A 15,466-nucleotide genomic window follows, 5' to 3' on the forward strand; every position below is an offset into this window, starting at 1 on the left:
AGCTCTTCAGCGCCGATGGTAGTGAGGGTTTGTCCCTTGTGAGAGTAGGACGCTGCCAGGCTGCCTTTATTTAATTGTTTTTAGGAGGATTAGCTCAGCTGGGAGAGCACTTGCCTTACAAGCAAGGGGTCGGCGGTTCGATCCCGTCATCCTCCACCATCTTGCATGCTCGTGAAGATCAATTGGAGAGCATGTTCTGTCTTCTTTGATTATACTTCAGCGTACTACATTGAGATTCTTCTTAAGCAAGCTTACTTTCATTGGAATAACAATTTAAGCAAAGGCAAAAACTGAGTATTGAAGTTGTTATTATGCCGGTGTAGCTCAATTGGCAGAGCAACTGACTTGTAATCAGTAGGTTGGGGGTTCGATTCCTCTCGCCGGCATCATTTTAGTTGTTTTATTATGAATATGTCTTTCAATCAGTTGTCAGACAAGCAATGCTTCATCAAATTTGTGGCAGGTTGTTTTGCCCTGATGTCATTGATCGTCTTCCCAATAGTTAAGACAGAAGAGACAGCTGAAAAAATATTTTTGATCATGAGCCATTGCTCAGCAGGTAGAGCAACGAGCAAGGCTTCATCGAATAAGCGACGAGTTGTCCCGACGCATCCAACATCCTCGAAAAGACTGGCAGAGGAAGGGACATCTGACAAATGAAAAATGGATTAGGAGAAAAAAATTTTTTATGAGCCATTAGCTCAGTCGGTAGAGCATCTGACTTTTAATCAGAGGGTCGGAGGTTCGAATCCTCCATGGCTCACCATTTTGACGCGGGTGTGGCGGAATTGGCAGACGCACTAGAATCAGGATCTAGCGCCTTTATGGCGTGGGGGTTCAAGTCCCTCCACCCGCATCATATGCGGAAGTAGTTCAGTGGTAGAACACCACCTTGCCAAGGTGGGGGTCGCGGGTTCGAATCCCGTCTTCCGCTTTTCTCTGCCGGGGTGGCGGAATTGGCAGACGCACAGGACTTAAAATCCTGCGGTAGGTGACTACCGTACCGGTTCAAGTCCGGTCCTCGGCACCATATTGGCGCCCGTAGCTCAATTGGATAGAGCGTTTGACTACGGATCAAAAGGTTAGGGGTTCGACTCCTCTCGGGCGCGCCATATCGGGAAGTAGCTCAGCTTGGTAGAGCACATGGTTTGGGACCATGGGGTCGCAGGTTCGAATCCTGTCTTCCCGACCAGGGAATTTAAAGGGGCCTTAGCTCAGCTGGGAGAGCGCCTGCTTTGCACGCAGGAGGTCAGCGGTTCGATCCCGCTAGGCTCCATCCAAATATTTATTTATACAACCAATTCCAATAATCCACTGAACCTTAGGGAGATTCCTAAGGTTTTTTTATTGCCCATGAAAAATGGACATGCCTGGCGCAGGTCGTTAAAAATTGCATATCACAATAAATTGATTGTTGAGGAAGCCAATCGGCGATATCATTGTGCTTGGTTATTTCTCACACTGACAGTTCGGAATGTCGAGGGAGGAGAGCTTCGCCAAACGATTTCCGATATGATGAAGGGGTTTAATCGTTTGACGAAGTACAAGCGATTTGATGCAGCCGTCCTTGGGTATTTTCGAGCTTTAGAAATCACGAAAAATCATGAAGAACATACATATCATCCACATTTTCATGTGTTATTACCAGTAAAGAAAAGTTATTTCACAGGCAAGTTATATATTAGTCAAAAAGATTGGACAAGCCTTTGGAAAAAGGCAATGAAACTTGATTACACGCCGATTGTACATATACAGCGGGGCAAAGGGAAAACCAAGATTGATGCTGAACAGATCGAGAGTGAAGTGCGAGAGGCTATAGAGGAGCAAAAAGCTGTTTTGGAAATTTCAAAGTACCCTGTGAAGGATACAGATCTTGTCCGCGGCAACAAGGTGACTGAAGACAATTTGGATACGGTCTACTATCTGGACGACGCGCTGTCGGCTCGGCGACTAATCGGATATGGTGGCATTTTGAAGGAGATACATAAGGAAATGAATCTCGGTGATGCAGAGGACAGCGATCTGGTTAAGATTGAGGAAGAAAATGATGAGGTGGCAAACGCTGCATTTGAGGTTATGGCTTATTGGCATCCTGGCATAAAGAATTACATAATCAAGTAAGAAAAGCAGGCCTAGAGCCTGCATTTCTTACTAAGGTAGATGTTTTTTTAACTTTTTGTCCCATCCTGTGAAGACCATTATTGCCGTTATTGGTAGCCCTAATGCCATAACAAAAATCAAAGATACATTTTCAGATGGACCTAAGATTAAATAAATCAATAACATTATAGCCGCGAGGCTAATATAACTTTTTAAAAATGCTATCAGTGAGTTTTTATTCATAATCTCGCCCCATTTTAAATTATTTTACAATCGTGTATTATATTTGTACTGAATAGGATGTATGGTAATTTTTATAATCAGTTATTGTTATTTTTAATCTCTTTCCTTTTTTTGCAGCATTTATAACTTCTTTTTTATAAAGAGAATTAGAACTCAGTTGTGTTGCTAATGCAGAAGCCCATCCAGCAACTCCACCCCATTTAGTAGCAATAGCTAAAATAACAATTTTTAGATTACTATTACCTTTTATTGCTTTCATATTATTAGCCAACTCTTTATTGAGCTTTGGATAAAGTATAAGACCCTACTACAACTCTCTTTTCTGCTGCATGAGCAACATTACTTGATTTATTAAATCCCAAAAAACTTGTTGATCCTAACAGAGGTGGGGCAACCAATATAATCTTCACTAAAAAACCAAATTTCTTCTTTTTCACAATCATAGCATTATCTCCTTTACTTTCACACTCTTTTTCAATCAAAAAACATCCTTTCCTGGAATTATATGGGCCAATATACTACTACTATAAACAAATATAAGTCTTTTTGGGATACTTTGGATATGATTTAATTAGAATTAGTCGAAAATTTAGAAGGGTTTGAATTAAAGATAGGAAAAAACGTTTTACTTTTTATAACGTGTGGTTTTTGGGATTGATAATGTACAACATTAGAGAGCATACTTCCTTTGCTACAGCGACGATTATTTTAGCTGCTTTCATTGCTGTTTGTTTGATGCTTGAGGTGGTTTGGAAAAGATATAAAAAAGACTTAGAAGAATACGAGAAAGATTTTAAAAAAGCTATCAGAGAACAAAATGCTATTTTGGAAGTTTCTAAGTATCCAGTCAAAGATACGGATGTCATTAAAGGGAATAAGGTCACGGATGAAAATGTGGAAACCGTTTTGGTGTTAGACAACGCCTTGGCATATAAGCGATTAATCGGTTATGGTGGTTTGCTGAAACAGATCCACAAGGAATTGAATTTGGGAGATGCAGAAGATGGAGATTTAGTCTATATCTCCGAAAATGACGAAGTAGCAAACGGTGCTTTTGATGTGATTGGCAAGTGGCATATCGGTTTAAAAAATTATGTGATAAAGAGAGATTAATAGGGTGTAGAAAATTAGAGATACAGAAGATACGGGAGATGATTTTCGTATCTTTTTTTATTGCTCGGCGGGTCACTAGAGGGAAGAAGGTGACGCATGGCGGTTGTCAATTAAAATGTGCGGTAGCGGACCGAAGGGAGCATAAGGAGCACATTTTTTTGTGTTGCTTAACATAGTGCTTTGAAGCCGTTAGTATGATCCGAAAAGTGTATAGCGATGGGGGCAAACAAAACTATCGATATCGATCGAAACATAAAAAATGGGAGAATTTCTAATAAATCGCTAAATATGGTTGATTAATGGTATATTTGGTAATATTATTTAATTGATCAGATGAAGAGAAAGTGAGAGTTTAAATATGAGTTCAGCTATACAATGGCTCAGCAGCTTCATTATTTTTTAGGAAAAATTTAAGAAAATAGATAAACATCGCGTAATGAACATTGTTTCTAAATTTCGTTTTATGGTTTTATTGATGAGGTGCAGACTATGTCATATGTAAGAATTTTTTTTCTTATTGCAATCAATGCTTTAAGAGCATATCAAAGCAATTTGTATGAAAAATTTGAAAAAATTTTACCTGAACTTAAGTATCTGGCGAAATATTATATATACTTTTATGCAGCGTCAAATATTTTATTATTAGGGATTATTCTTTTACTAGACCCTTCTCAAAATGTACATATTCATCGTATTTTAAATGACTATAAATGGGAAATTTTAATCGCAAAATATTTAATGGAATTATTTATCATTATAACTTTGTTAAGATTTGAAGTTCCAAAAGGATTTAAAAAAGTTTATGGATTAATACCGTCTATTTTTTATGTAATCACTGCTAATTTTAAAAACGTTTATACATGGATACTGATACAGTTTATATATTATGCATTTTTAGATAAACAACTTTTTTTGATCTTATTGATTTTAAGCTGTATCATCATTTATCTTTCTTTGTTTGCTAAAATATCAGAATTTCAATACATATTAAATATTTTAAAAATGGCTCGTCTCATGTTTGTAATATTGTTAAGTTATCAAATCATTCAAGAAGTATCGCAAAAAGCAGGTTTTAGCTTCGCGAGTGCAACCAATAAAATCGAGGTTTTATTATTTTTATGGGTGGCTTTTCTATTAATTCTGTTAATATCTAACTATTTTTTATTAAGATATATTAAAGCTACTACACGAATTTTCCAGGAAAAACAATTAATCCATTATTTCAAACTATTTTTTATACCCTTCATATTTTTGACTTTGATACAGATCACATCCAGCTTGTTTGTTTTCATCAGCAATATCGAAGAATCACTGATAATCATATCCTATTTAATTTCATCTCTTTTTGTAAAAATCAAATTTATTGATTTTTTAACTATGGAAACTTATGGTTATTATTTGTTTTATTTAAAGTCTTTAGACAAAAAAATTCAATCTGAGTTTATGATGAATATTAACTTAAATAATTTCTTCTTATTATTGCCCGTTTTACTATTTCACCTCTGTTATCTCATTTTAAATCAGCAATATATTTATGCTTTCCTGCTGATGCTTGTATACATATTAGACATTAAGGCAGATGAACTAATCATTTTAATCACGAGAAAAATATTGAAGAAAAGTGAATTGCCTAATTTGTTTATACACACAAAAAAAGGTTTATCCAACGTATTATTAATAGCGTTTGTTCCCAGTGCCATTATTAGCATTCTTGTAAACAGTAGCAGCATAAAGAGCTCCAGCTTAGCTACAACGATGTTGCTGCTCGTTTCCGTCATACTATTTTGTGTGTCAATATTGGCGCATTATTGGAGGAAGAGCTTTTTTGACGAATTACATAAGTGAGGTAAAAAATAAATGTTAGAAATTAAAAATTTAACGTATAGCATAGGGGAGAAAAAAATTTTAGATCATATATCTTTTTCAATACCTGAAAATGAAGTGACAGCCATTGTCGGGCCAAATGGCGTGGGCAAAACTACAACCGTGCAAATATTGTCGAATATAATCAAAACGGAAAATGCTTCTGTTAAGAGCTTAAATCGTAATAAGAAAATCGTTTACTTGGATATTGAATATTTAGTTTTTGATGAATTGACAGCACAAGAGTTTCTCGAGTTACATTCACGAATTCATAATAAAAATAAAGAAGAGCTTGAAGAGCTATTAAACGAATTTGAAGTATTGAATATTAAAGAATTTTTACCGAACAAGTTAAAAGGTCTTTCTTTAGGGCAAAAGCAAAAATTGATTATATTAATGGGATTTATGTCCAATGCAGATATTTTAATATTTGATGAGCCATTTAACGGTTTAGATTATAAATCTGAAATGAATTTTAAAGAGCTGCTCAGAAAAAATAAGTTTAACTTCACAATTATCATCACTACCCATAATTTTCATGATATCGAAAGGTACACTAAGCAGTGCATTGTGATGGAAGATAGCAAAACGATTAAGCAGATTACAAACGTAAATACTCAAAGTTATAAAAAAAATATATTTCAGTATTTAGGTTTAGAACAGGAGCAGTATAAATGAATCGTCAGTTCGTCATAAAAAGGGAAGAGTTCATGAAAATTCCTCTGCTTATATTTGGTTTTTTATTGGCAGGATTCTTCTTTGGCGCATTATTAGAAGTCGATTTAAAAAGGGAAGCTCTCGATCTAAATTTTATTGATATTTTTTTCAATAACGCCTCAATCGGCATTATGTTAGTTCTGCTAACAAGTTTCATATCTTATCCGATTATTTTATATAATTCATTTTTTTTTAGGGTTAAACATATATTTTGGCATAGAGCTCTTTGGCGTATATAAAACTTTCATGACTTTAATTTTCCATACGCCGATAGAAATAGTAGGATGGATCATATGTATCATCGCTTCGAAAAGAATGAAAGATTTTTATAAAACTGTGTTAAAAAAAGAAATAAACAAAGAAAATATAAAGGCTGTTTGTATGTTATTGCTGACAATGATAGCTGTTTACTTTGTTGCAGCCATAGTGGAATATTATGCTTTTGAATTTCTGGGGGGACATAAATGGTTAAATTAAAAGCAAATGAAAAAATATTATTAATACTGTTTACGCTTTGGTATTTATTATCCATACAATTTATCAGTCAATACATGATCATGAATCAAGGCAGTGTAATCTATGAAATGAACATTTTTAAAACGAAAGAAATCATGTTTGTATTCCTAAATTTTGTCATAATGATCTTTTCGATTGTTTTTCTTTTCTTCATTAGCATTGCATAAATATAGTTAGAATTTTCTGTTAATTAATTTTTGTGAATTTGTGCCAAAAAGACAAAACCTAAAGAAAGGTGGCACTGCCCATTTGGTAAATATATACAGTTAAACCAGAGCGACAACGACAAAAGGGAGATTATGGACTGGCTCGCCCATCAAATTTTCGCAACCAAACATAAGCTGGTTTCCACAGAGCTCTCTTTAACCAACGAGTAATTCGAAGTAGGGATTTCTTACTTTTCATCTCCAATTGAATGAGAACATGTAAGCAATACGTGATCAGGGCTAAGAAAATTTGATTTTGAATAGCTGTTTCACTCATTCCATAAAAGTGCTTAATTTCTACGTGTTGCTTGAGCCATTTGAAAAAGAGTTCAATAGCCCAGCGAGATCGGTAAATATCACTTATCTCTTCTGGTTTTAAATCAAATCGGTTGGTGATGAAACGAAGTAAGTTCCCTTTTGTGTCCATAACTTCTAGTAGACGATAGACATTTTCAGTACGATTTTGTGTGGTACCAATGTAGACCATTTTATCGGATAGAACGTGACAATCATCAGGAAGTGAAAATGTATAGACTTCACGAATGACTGCGTTTTTCTTCAGTCTTGAAACGAAGAAATAGCCATCATCTGTCATCCGATCAAAACGTTCATAGTCCACATAACCGCGGTCAAACACATACATGGCTTCTTGATCATCCACTAGGACTTCGAGTTGATTTCGGTCATGTTCTTTTGCTGTCGTAATCACTGCTTTTTCAGGATAGACGGTGTCTTTATCCATGAAAACGAGCCGTAAGTGTAGCTTTACACCAGCTTTTGTTTTACGGAATTTTGCCCATTTATAATGGGTCAAATTCAACGGGAGTGTACTTGAATCAATGATTTTCAGTGGCATATTCTTTCCGTTTTGATAATGGTGCCGTTGAATTTTCCAAACAAGATCCAAGAACAAATTTGCAAGAATTAGTGGGTTGATCTGATTGTTTTTTCGGGATAGCTGAGAGGCACTTATCGATTCAAATCCGAGTGCTTTTTGAAGATCTTCGTCTACAAGTGCATCACTCATTTCCTCTAAGCTCTTAAATTCGAGCAGCTGGGCTACCAATAAAAGTTTAATATAGGCTTCTGTTGTCAGCTTTTTTGTGTAATAGTCCTGTTTCAATTCTTTGACTTGTTCGCTAAGTTTTTGAATATTTATGGGTGAAACCCATTTACCAAATGATGAAATTAGTGTATTCTTGTCCATAATAGTTATCCTTTACGATTGGATTTGGACAGGAACCACCTGTACTTCCATTGTAAAGGATTTTTTTGTTTCGAAATCAATAAAAAATTGAACATTCTTAGTATTTTGAATCATCAGATTTAATTACTGCAATGCTAGTGTCTTTTCTTTCAAGCTTTTATCTATCGATTTATCATACTATTATTTAAACCGCAGAAATATCCATCCATATTTTCAAGCTTTTTTTATTTAATGATTGGATATTTGCCATTTTCCATTACGATCATTATCACAAACTTTATTCATCAAGAGTATGTTTACAATATTTCAACGAATATATACGCAAAAATTTTCATAACGATTATTGTAAACGTAATATATATATTCATCATTGTTAAAAAAAATATCACCGATTCCAAAAAGGCGCTATTATTGTGTATGTTTTTAATCGTAATAAATGCTCTAGTTTTATTCATTAATTTCAATTCACTATAAAAAATGATCGCATGATCATTGACTGTTTTCCAGAGGAACTTTGCAAAATATATGAGAGGATATGAAAATGGTTAATGAAATAAAAATGTATTTTTCTCGTCACAAACCAATTTATGTTATACTTGCTGCAATCATGATAGGATGCGGACTGCAATATTTCATACTTAGCAATGAGAATATGAAGTCTGTACAGGATGCTTTATCGGAAGAATCGGAGTCATTGATTTTCCAAAGCTTCTCTGTCGATATCATTGCCCTCATTGCCTTGCTATATTATATTTTTTGCTCTGCTGCTTCAATCATGAAAGATGGAGTTTTTGAAAAAAATAAAAGCACCCGTAAAATGATTTTACATAAATATACGCTTCTTATTTGTTCGTATTTATTTGCAACGGAATCATTGTATTATCGACTAGCATAATCGTTATCATACTTTATGGATTTCATCATGATATTTTTTATCATGCATTGTTATTACTTATTGCGAAGTCCTATACCGCAATTTTTTATGTAACATGATCTATGTTTTTGGCTGTTCTATTCAAAAAGTATATGTTTATTTTTTCCATGCTTTTTGTTGTGGAGATTGCAAAAATTGCGGTTTTTGCATTTCTGCGTAAATTTGCTGTTTTTGATTACGTTATATTCAATCATTTAGATATTTCTTCTTATTTCCATTTGCCGTCTTCAGGAATTGATAAGGGATATAACATATTATTTTCCATTGCCATATATTTAGCGTATATATTCCTTCTGCAAGCTTTGAGTGTTTATATATTCAACAAGAAAAGAGAGCGAGTAACCTATTAATTAACATTTATCGTTGTTATGGATGGCATTATCACCATTGTAAAGATTTTGAAAAGGCCGTTTAGCTCGCTAGGCTAGCTGTTAAAAATACTTTTGCTTCATATCAAAAGAAAAGAAAAGTCAGACCTGTTCTCTTTTGTCCATTATATGATTAACTGAATATACCAATGGAAAATTTCCGTTTCATAAAAATATGAAAGCACGGCTCCAATACTGATGAAAGGTCCGAATGGTATCGCCGATTTACGGCTTAATTGTTTCGTGATGATGCCAAATAGACCGAATAATGCACCAATTAAGGTAGACAGGAAAAAAGCTAATAAAACTCCTTTAAGACCTAAAGCATATCCTAAAACAGCAAATAGTTTAATATCTCCGCCTCCCATTCCGCCATTGCTTACAATGGCAATGATATAAAGAAGGATAAAACCGACAGTCATTCCAATTATCGAATCATACCAAGGATGAAGCGGAATCCAGGTCCGCAGGAGAACAAATAGAATGAAGAAAAAGATTAAAATTCGATTCGGAATCAATTTGTAAGATAAATCACTCACCGTAATAATGATCAGGAGTGAAACAAAGGATAGTGCTACTATAAGCTCCTTGCTAAATCCAATTTTGTAAAAACTAAAAACAAATAGTAAACCTGTAAACAGCTCCATCACTGGGTAAATAGCCGAAATCGGTACACGGCAGCTGCGGCATTTTCCTTTCTGAAGCACATATGAAAAGATGGGTATTAATTCATACCAGGATAAGAAATGGCCACAATGCGGGCAGTGCGACCTCGGCTGAACGATTGAGCGTTTTTTCGGGATGCGAAGACCGACAACATTAAAAAAAGACCCGAAAATGATTCCGATAACAAAGAAAAAAAGGTAAACGAAAACCATTGCCAAACTCCTCGTACATTAGTATTCAGGGCTGTTTTTATCATTTTGCGTTTTCTTATTTATTTCTGATGAGTTATTTTTATCTGCTGAATCAAAATAAAAGGTAGTTAATTGAATTTCCATCGTAATGGTTTGATTCGTTTCGTCCTCTAAAAGCTCCTTTTCCCCCGGTTTCGTGAACGAAAGGACGTCCACTCGGGTGATTCGCTCTAATTTTTCTATTTCTTGTAGGAATTGTAAAAAATGCTTGAAATCTGGTGAAACAACCGACAGATTAAAGGTTATTAGCTTCACGTTTTTATATTTTTCTTTCTCTGTCGTTTCGTTGGAAGCTGATTGGTTTTCGCTTTGATTAGACGGAGCATCCGTATTTTCATTTTCAGATTGATTGGCTGTAGACTCCATTTCGGTTGATTCATTTTGCTCCTTATTTTCGTTCGTATCGTTCGTATCTGTTTTATTGTTTTCCGATAATAATTCCGATTCAGACAGCGTTTGCTCATCCTGAAAGGAAATGTTCTGGATTTGGCTGCCGCTGACGTATTCCGCTTCCTGTAAATCAAGCAGCAGCTGGTCCATATTGCGGCTTAACGGCATTTTTTTCTCTAATTGAGCAGTATTTTCTTCCTTATCCGTTTTACTTTTATTCAATTGTGCTTCCAATTGCTTCATTTCCACTTCAAGCTGATTGGCATCTAACTGTGCAAGCGCAACATCGTCTTTCAAAGGCTTTACCGTATACATATACACAACGCCAATAAGCAAAAACAGTAAAACGATTAAACAATAAAAAAAGATTTTCCTTTCTTGGAGGAAATCACTCATCTTCTTCACCCCCGTTTTCGTCCTCTAACGCCGAAGAATGAGTCTCAAGAATAATATTCACATCATATCTCGGAATCTCCTTGAACATTTCTTCATCCACTTGTTCATCTGAAGCTTCTTCAAATGTGAAGGTTTTAATTTCTTTGATCCTTACATTTGTAAAAAGAGGGGAAGAGACGAGCTTTGCAACATAAGATGCGGCAACATCCAATGATTCGAATTGGGTTTGGATCGACAATTGTTTATTTTCATATTCATAATGGCTTAAATAGCTATGATTTGGCAGCAATTCCAGCAATTCTTCAATGAAATGTGAGGTAGGTGCGGTCAATTCCTCTGCTTTAGCAACCGCTTCTTCTAAGCTGCCTGATTGTTGTTTTTTTTGATTTTCTACTTGAGTTTCTAAAATTTCCTTATCCATTTTTAAATTTTCGATTCTCGTATCGGCCAGTTTTTTCTCATTTTTCGTATGAATATATTGATAAATAACGATCGATAAACAGATTAGCCAAACAATAAGAAAAGAGATAAAAATAATCAAAACCGTCGAACTTTGTCTTTCGGATTTCGGCAATAAATTTATTTCAGGGATCACTTAACTTCCCCCTTTCAAGGCAAGCCCCAAAGCAGGTATAAAATGACGAGGAACTTTATCCATTTTTTCAGGAGAAAGGTAAGCATCTAAAATCGTAACGGGAATTTGAAATTGACCTTCTATTTTTTTTCTAATCAAATCTAAGTTTGGAAAATCTCCTAACAGCATAATTTTCGATACAGCTTTCTGACCTTTATGAATGGAGTAGCGGTAAAAATTCATCATCCGCTCCAATTCCATTATTTGATCATCAATTAAACCTAAAAATTGCGCTTCGTCACCATTATACGTCCAGGTGAGCAGATGAATAGGCCGGAATTACTCGCTGCGAATGGCGCTCAATAATCTCTACATTTGTTTGCAGTAGCAAAGAATACAGCATAGAAACGACGAAATTTCCATCATCCTCCCTAAAATAACTCACCTCATTTGCCACTTGCTGCAAAAACGAAAATGAATTTCCAGGTGTTATCTTTTTTCCATTTAATTCTTCTACTAACTCATCTAAAAAGATATAGTCTTTCGGAATATTCCAGCTTGCTTCAGCAATTACATCATTTTGTTCGTTTGCTTCTGTTAAAACCGCTTGAATGTTATGTTCTCCTAAATAAGAGGCCGTTGTTTCAACGTTGTTTATCGTTTTGACTTTATCAATATGGTTCGGCCATTCTGAAAGTTCTTCATCTGTTATATTCACTTTTACAACCAACGGCAGATCAACTGATTTTTTTTTAATAAAGAAGGCATACCACGGTGTTTTTGTTTTTTCGAGCAATTGATCCATCGTTTGATTCAGGTCATACTGAATATCTTCAGATGGAATGGTTAATATTTCCGTGGGTGATTCAATCGTCATATCACTTTGATTTTTCCACTCATTGATCTTATCTGATAAAATGTCTTTAGCTTCATCAACAGTCATTCCACCGACATCAATTCCTCCGACTGTAGAACCATCAGGAATTGTAAAGGCAGCGTTTGCGATATGGGGAGTTCCGAAACTAATGGTCGCAGCTGATATAACGATTATGAAAGAAAAAAACAAAGCCATTAACCTTTTCATCCTGCTCATAAAGAACCTGCCTTTCTATGTATCATTTGTCTGATCAAGCTTAGAAGACTGAAACCGGCAAATAAATATATATTACTAAGGTTGACTTTTCATTTCAATGCCAATATTCGGGATCTTTTAGAAGCGCGGTTGATTGCGCAAGGCTCCAGTTCCTTAGAGCTTGTTTCTTCATCGTATGAGTAAAAGAAGAAGTACAATTGATTTGTCTAATTCAGCCTGTAAAAATATAAAATTTTACAAAATAGGTAAAAAATACAGCTTTATTTAGTTAAAAAGACCTATTTTGGAGCAAAATGAAAGCAACGAAGATGGAATATTTTGTATAATAATAGCAAAATTACAGCAATTCATCCACAATAAAATGTAAAAATTTGAATAAATAGTAAAAATATTGTTTTCTTTTAGTCTAAAAGGCTTTATTTTGAAGTAAAATAAAAGTAATAAATAATGTATTTTTGTATAATCATAGCAAATTTTGGAGAGAAAAATTTTTACGGATTTAGTAAAAATGTTCCATATACTTACATTCTATTATTATGATTCGTTTAAGACAATGGTTTTTTAGTCAAAAAGTCCAATTTCAGAGGATATAGTTCCAATTCACTACAGCCATTGCGACTATTACTTAATATTTAAAAAATGGGTGAATATTCTATGAAAATGAAGATTGTGAAGAGAATGGACGGGTTTACACTTGTGGAGATACTAATTTCTCTCGTCATTCTTTCCATCATTATTTTGGCATTTCTTAATCTTTTTGTTTTTACAAATAAAACAACTGTAGTAAACAATGATCAATTAGTGGCAATTCATCTGGCGAAATCAACAATGGAAAGAATTAAGATGAATCCTTTTTCTTATATTGATGAACCAGATAATGATCGCTTTAATCAGCCGCAAGTTTATACTTCTGACAGCTGCTCGAACCGTCCAGATCCCGATGAATGTGAACTTTTGTTTTCTCCACTTATAAATAATAAAACGTATGCAGTTCAAGTAACGGTCAGTCAAACTGCTAATGAAAAAGCGATTCGATTAATGAATGTACTTGTTGAAGTGAATTTACAAAATTCAAAAACACCCATTACTTCAAAGGTTGAAGGGTATGTGAGCTATGAGTAAAAAAATCATATCCTCTAGTAAAGGAATTACGTTAGTAGAAGTTCTTTCAGTGGTTTTATTGGGTTCTGTTATCGGACTGATCGCTTACTCTGTTCTTTTTAGCGGATTAAAAACATATGACCGTGCTATGGAAGAAGCAGCATTGCGCGATGAAGCAGATTATATACTCGCCCATTTAATTGATGAGCTGTTTGTGTTAAAGGTTAGTGAGATTAAGGAGCAGAAATTGCCGGATCCAAGCGGGAATTACTTTTTGATCAAAAATGACGGCAGCAAAATTGGTTTTGATCATGAACATTCACGTGTAGTGATTAATAACAAAGAATTGTCGTTAACAAACGGAAATATCGTGCTTTCTCGCGAATCAAAATTGATAGAAACTGAACGAGAAGATGTGTTTGAAATTTTGTTAGTTTTACAATCTACTAAAACACAGCAAACAATGAAACTGAAAAGTATTGTGAACATTATTGATGATCGAAAAGGAGTGCAAAATAATAATGAAAATCATAATGAATGAAAAAGGATACTCCTTGATCTTAACCATGTTGATCTTTTTACTATTTACAGTCTTGTCTGTTTCCGTTTTGACAGTGGCTTTATCTGGGGTGAAAAGAAATCAAACAAGCGAGGATTATGTTCAAGCTCGTGAATTAGCCAATAAAGGAATTGAGCATATTACGAGTCAGATTCAAAGTGATTTGAAAAATGAACTCGGAGAAGAAGGAATTACCCGCAGCGAGTTTATAACGAAATTAAATACGATTTTAAATCGCTATAAAGACGAGGTAAATAGTGTTCACAATACTGGCGCAATTGGTGAATATCGAGTATATATACGAAATATAGAAAATGTAATAGAAAATGGTGAAGAAAACCCGCTAAAGAAGAAGATAACCTTTTTAAGCAGAGGATTTGTTGATGGCAAGGAAAAAACGGTTATTTCAGAAGTTGAAATTGGTGCACAATCTGTTTTGGAGACGTTACATTATGCGCTCGGTGCCAACAAATTATGTAAAACTCCAAATACCTGTATACCTGGTGAAGGAAATTTGTTTTTGCACGGCGGGGTTTCAATCACAGGGGATATGAAGGTAGACGGGAATTTAATCATAACGAACCGCGGATATGCATTATTAAATCGTGAGGAGAAATGGATTGCGTCCGTTTACCCGAGCATTTTGCCGGCACAAGGAAAAGCAAACGCAAACTTACTACTTGGCGGAAATATTTTTACCTTTAATCATATTCCTCCATATGAACAACATATTACAACTTCTAATTTTGGAAGTTCTTATACAAAGCTAACAGATCGTATTGATGATGCTTTTTACAATCGGCAAGCCCCGGTTATTGTAAAAAGGCAGCCGATCCGTGATGACATTCAAATTCCTGCACAAAAATCGGTTTTTTATTATAAACATAATTCTCCCGGTGTAACGATCATAAAAGCTAATAATAGACTAATCTCAAACCAAAATCGGCCTAATGACAAAGTTTATGCGAGTCATGATGAATGTTTTTTATGGTGTAATGAAAAATACGATGGAAATTACACATTTACTGGGAATAATCTTTTTAAAAGCTTTGCCACTGCAGGTCATTAACAATTCGCAATTCAGATAATCAATTCAAACAGACCACCTTTAAGGAGGGAGCCTATATAGAGAAAAATTTAACAATTGGCAACGAGTGGTCTGATTCGTA

Annotated in this window: 17 protein-coding genes, 9 tRNA genes, 1 rRNA gene and 1 pseudogene (1 of these 28 only partly in view); 20 read left to right on the forward strand and 8 right to left on the reverse strand. The window is 34.7% G+C overall.

Features of this window, described 5'->3' with window-relative positions; genetic code table 11:
- From rrf to NSQ41_RS00525, 11 genes are all read left to right on the forward strand, one after another.
- Positions 1 to 61 (forward strand): 5S ribosomal RNA (rrf, locus tag NSQ41_RS00475); it begins 55 nt to the left of the window's first position.
- Positions 62 to 83: 22 nt separating this feature from the next.
- Positions 84 to 159 (forward strand) — tRNA-Val (locus tag NSQ41_RS00480).
- A gap of 154 nt (positions 160 to 313) precedes the next feature.
- Positions 314 to 386: transfer RNA gene (locus NSQ41_RS00485), tRNA-Thr, on the forward strand.
- 304 nt (positions 387 to 690) lie between these two features.
- A tRNA-Lys gene (locus NSQ41_RS00490) sits at positions 691 to 766 on the forward strand.
- A gap of 7 nt (positions 767 to 773) precedes the next feature.
- Positions 774 to 856: transfer RNA gene (locus NSQ41_RS00495), tRNA-Leu, on the forward strand.
- Positions 857 to 862: 6 nt separating this feature from the next.
- Positions 863 to 934: transfer RNA gene (locus tag NSQ41_RS00500), tRNA-Gly, on the forward strand.
- Positions 935 to 941: 7 nt separating this feature from the next.
- Positions 942 to 1,030 (forward strand) — tRNA-Leu (locus tag NSQ41_RS00505).
- Between the two features lie 5 nt (positions 1,031 to 1,035).
- Positions 1,036 to 1,112: transfer RNA gene (locus NSQ41_RS00510), tRNA-Arg, on the forward strand.
- 3 nt (positions 1,113 to 1,115) lie between these two features.
- Positions 1,116 to 1,192, forward strand: a tRNA-Pro gene (locus tag NSQ41_RS00515).
- Positions 1,193 to 1,203: 11 nt separating this feature from the next.
- A tRNA-Ala gene (locus NSQ41_RS00520) sits at positions 1,204 to 1,276 on the forward strand.
- A gap of 77 nt (positions 1,277 to 1,353) precedes the next feature.
- On the forward strand, positions 1,354 to 2,121 hold the full coding sequence (locus NSQ41_RS00525) for a protein rep (RefSeq protein WP_339210757.1): 768 nt from the start codon (positions 1,354 to 1,356) through the stop codon (positions 2,119 to 2,121).
- A gap of 259 nt (positions 2,122 to 2,380) precedes the next feature.
- Here the strand turns inward: NSQ41_RS00525 and NSQ41_RS00530 are convergent, their stop codons facing one another.
- A complete protein-coding gene (locus NSQ41_RS00530) occupies positions 2,381 to 2,602 on the reverse strand; it encodes a hypothetical protein (protein ID WP_063387107.1) in 222 nt (73 codons plus the stop codon).
- Between the two features lie 16 nt (positions 2,603 to 2,618).
- The gene (locus tag NSQ41_RS00535; protein ID WP_153028081.1) at positions 2,619 to 2,825 is read right to left on the reverse strand and encodes a hypothetical protein; all 207 of its coding nucleotides are present in this window, start codon (positions 2,823 to 2,825) and stop codon (positions 2,619 to 2,621) included.
- A 283-nt stretch (positions 2,826 to 3,108) separates the two neighbouring features.
- Here NSQ41_RS00535 and NSQ41_RS00540 point away from each other — a divergent pair.
- The 5 genes and pseudogenes from NSQ41_RS00540 to NSQ41_RS00560 form a co-directional block, all read left to right on the forward strand.
- Positions 3,109 to 3,456: pseudogene (locus NSQ41_RS00540) on the forward strand (protein rep); the annotation flags it as partial.
- A 489-nt stretch (positions 3,457 to 3,945) separates the two neighbouring features.
- Positions 3,946 to 5,301 carry a hypothetical protein gene (locus NSQ41_RS00545; protein WP_339198242.1) on the forward strand — a complete coding sequence of 452 codons (1,356 nt, stop codon included), beginning with the start codon at positions 3,946 to 3,948 and terminating at the stop codon, positions 5,299 to 5,301.
- 12 nt (positions 5,302 to 5,313) lie between these two features.
- The gene (locus NSQ41_RS00550; protein WP_339198244.1) at positions 5,314 to 5,997 is read left to right on the forward strand and encodes an ABC transporter ATP-binding protein; all 684 of its coding nucleotides are present in this window, start codon (positions 5,314 to 5,316) and stop codon (positions 5,995 to 5,997) included.
- Positions 5,998 to 6,029: 32 nt separating this feature from the next.
- Positions 6,030 to 6,275 carry a hypothetical protein gene (locus tag NSQ41_RS00555; RefSeq protein WP_339210759.1) on the forward strand — a complete coding sequence of 82 codons (246 nt, stop codon included), beginning with the start codon at positions 6,030 to 6,032 and terminating at the stop codon, positions 6,273 to 6,275.
- A 225-nt stretch (positions 6,276 to 6,500) separates the two neighbouring features.
- Positions 6,501 to 6,719, forward strand: coding sequence for a hypothetical protein (locus tag NSQ41_RS00560; RefSeq protein WP_339210761.1), 219 nt, complete (start codon positions 6,501 to 6,503; stop codon positions 6,717 to 6,719).
- Between the two features lie 130 nt (positions 6,720 to 6,849).
- Here NSQ41_RS00560 and NSQ41_RS00565 read toward each other — a convergent pair whose 3' ends face one another.
- Complete coding sequence (locus tag NSQ41_RS00565; protein ID WP_339210755.1) at positions 6,850 to 7,965, reverse strand: IS4 family transposase; 1,116 nt, start codon at positions 7,963 to 7,965, stop codon at positions 6,850 to 6,852.
- 541 nt (positions 7,966 to 8,506) lie between these two features.
- Here NSQ41_RS00565 and NSQ41_RS00570 point away from each other — a divergent pair.
- On the forward strand, positions 8,507 to 8,860 hold the full coding sequence (locus tag NSQ41_RS00570; protein WP_339198252.1) for a hypothetical protein: 354 nt from the start codon (positions 8,507 to 8,509) through the stop codon (positions 8,858 to 8,860).
- 532 nt (positions 8,861 to 9,392) lie between these two features.
- On the opposite strand, the gene NSQ41_RS00575 is transcribed toward NSQ41_RS00570, so the two are convergent.
- The 5 genes from NSQ41_RS00575 to NSQ41_RS00595 all read right to left on the reverse strand — a co-directional run bounded on the left by NSQ41_RS00575 (position 9,393) and on the right by NSQ41_RS00595 (position 12,616).
- Complete coding sequence (locus tag NSQ41_RS00575; protein ID WP_339198255.1) at positions 9,393 to 10,145, reverse strand: prepilin peptidase; 753 nt, start codon at positions 10,143 to 10,145, stop codon at positions 9,393 to 9,395.
- A gap of 18 nt (positions 10,146 to 10,163) precedes the next feature.
- Entirely contained in the window at positions 10,164 to 10,970 is an 807-nt protein-coding gene (locus tag NSQ41_RS00580) for a hypothetical protein (protein WP_339198258.1), read from the reverse strand.
- Positions 10,963 to 11,565, reverse strand: a complete 603-nt coding sequence (locus NSQ41_RS00585) for a PilN domain-containing protein (protein ID WP_339198261.1) — start codon at positions 11,563 to 11,565, stop codon at positions 10,963 to 10,965. Before NSQ41_RS00585 ends, NSQ41_RS00580 begins: the two co-directional genes overlap by 8 nt.
- Complete coding sequence (locus NSQ41_RS00590) at positions 11,566 to 11,787, reverse strand: hypothetical protein (RefSeq protein ID WP_339210764.1); 222 nt, start codon at positions 11,785 to 11,787, stop codon at positions 11,566 to 11,568.
- Positions 11,788 to 11,848: 61 nt separating this feature from the next.
- Positions 11,849 to 12,616, reverse strand: coding sequence for a hypothetical protein (locus NSQ41_RS00595; RefSeq protein WP_339198267.1), 768 nt, complete (start codon positions 12,614 to 12,616; stop codon positions 11,849 to 11,851).
- A gap of 675 nt (positions 12,617 to 13,291) precedes the next feature.
- Between NSQ41_RS00595 and NSQ41_RS00600 the strand changes: the two genes are divergently transcribed.
- Genes NSQ41_RS00600 through NSQ41_RS00610 form a run of 3 tightly spaced genes read left to right on the forward strand, consistent with a single transcriptional unit; the run spans position 13,292 to position 15,366 of the window.
- Positions 13,292 to 13,759, forward strand: a complete 468-nt coding sequence (locus NSQ41_RS00600; RefSeq protein ID WP_339198270.1) for a prepilin-type N-terminal cleavage/methylation domain-containing protein — start codon at positions 13,292 to 13,294, stop codon at positions 13,757 to 13,759.
- The gene (locus NSQ41_RS00605) at positions 13,752 to 14,279 is read left to right on the forward strand and encodes a hypothetical protein (RefSeq protein ID WP_339198273.1); all 528 of its coding nucleotides are present in this window, start codon (positions 13,752 to 13,754) and stop codon (positions 14,277 to 14,279) included. Before NSQ41_RS00600 ends, NSQ41_RS00605 begins: the two co-directional genes overlap by 8 nt.
- On the forward strand, positions 14,260 to 15,366 hold the full coding sequence (locus tag NSQ41_RS00610) for a hypothetical protein (protein ID WP_339198276.1): 1,107 nt from the start codon (positions 14,260 to 14,262) through the stop codon (positions 15,364 to 15,366). Before NSQ41_RS00605 ends, NSQ41_RS00610 begins: the two co-directional genes overlap by 20 nt.
- Positions 15,367 to 15,466 lie beyond the last annotated feature (100 nt).

The sequence above is a fragment of the Aeribacillus sp. FSL K6-8210 genome (genome assembly GCF_037963925.1).
Lineage (GTDB): Bacteria > Bacillota > Bacilli > Bacillales > Aeribacillaceae > Aeribacillus > Aeribacillus composti.

Bases quoted from the DNA above. Each gene is read 5' to 3' on its own strand.
- NSQ41_RS00530 (WP_063387107.1), bottom strand. From the start codon at position 2,602: ATGAAAGCAATAAAAGGTAATAGTAATCTAAAAATTGTTATTTTAGCT.
- NSQ41_RS00575 (WP_339198255.1), bottom strand. From the start codon at position 10,145: ATGGTTTTCGTTTACCTTTTTTTCTTTGTTATCGGAATCATTTTCGGG.
- NSQ41_RS00560 (WP_339210761.1), top strand. From the start codon at position 6,501: ATGGTTAAATTAAAAGCAAATGAAAAAATATTATTAATACTGTTTACG.
- NSQ41_RS00570 (WP_339198252.1), top strand. From the start codon at position 8,507: ATGGTTAATGAAATAAAAATGTATTTTTCTCGTCACAAACCAATTTAT.
- NSQ41_RS00590 (WP_339210764.1), bottom strand. From the start codon at position 11,787: ATGAATTTTTACCGCTACTCCATTCATAAAGGTCAGAAAGCTGTATCG.
- NSQ41_RS00600 (WP_339198270.1), top strand. From the start codon at position 13,292: ATGAAAATGAAGATTGTGAAGAGAATGGACGGGTTTACACTTGTGGAG.
- NSQ41_RS00565 (WP_339210755.1), bottom strand. From the start codon at position 7,965: ATGGACAAGAATACACTAATTTCATCATTTGGTAAATGGGTTTCACCC.
- NSQ41_RS00605 (WP_339198273.1), top strand. From the start codon at position 13,752: ATGAGTAAAAAAATCATATCCTCTAGTAAAGGAATTACGTTAGTAGAA.
- NSQ41_RS00545 (WP_339198242.1), top strand. From the start codon at position 3,946: ATGTCATATGTAAGAATTTTTTTTCTTATTGCAATCAATGCTTTAAGA.
- NSQ41_RS00525 (WP_339210757.1), top strand. From the start codon at position 1,354: ATGAAAAATGGACATGCCTGGCGCAGGTCGTTAAAAATTGCATATCAC.
- NSQ41_RS00550 (WP_339198244.1), top strand. From the start codon at position 5,314: ATGTTAGAAATTAAAAATTTAACGTATAGCATAGGGGAGAAAAAAATT.
- NSQ41_RS00595 (WP_339198267.1), bottom strand. From the start codon at position 12,616: ATGGCTTTGTTTTTTTCTTTCATAATCGTTATATCAGCTGCGACCATT.
- NSQ41_RS00610 (WP_339198276.1), top strand. From the start codon at position 14,260: ATGAAAATCATAATGAATGAAAAAGGATACTCCTTGATCTTAACCATG.
- NSQ41_RS00580 (WP_339198258.1), bottom strand. From the start codon at position 10,970: ATGAGTGATTTCCTCCAAGAAAGGAAAATCTTTTTTTATTGTTTAATC.
- NSQ41_RS00555 (WP_339210759.1), top strand. From the start codon at position 6,030: ATGAAAATTCCTCTGCTTATATTTGGTTTTTTATTGGCAGGATTCTTC.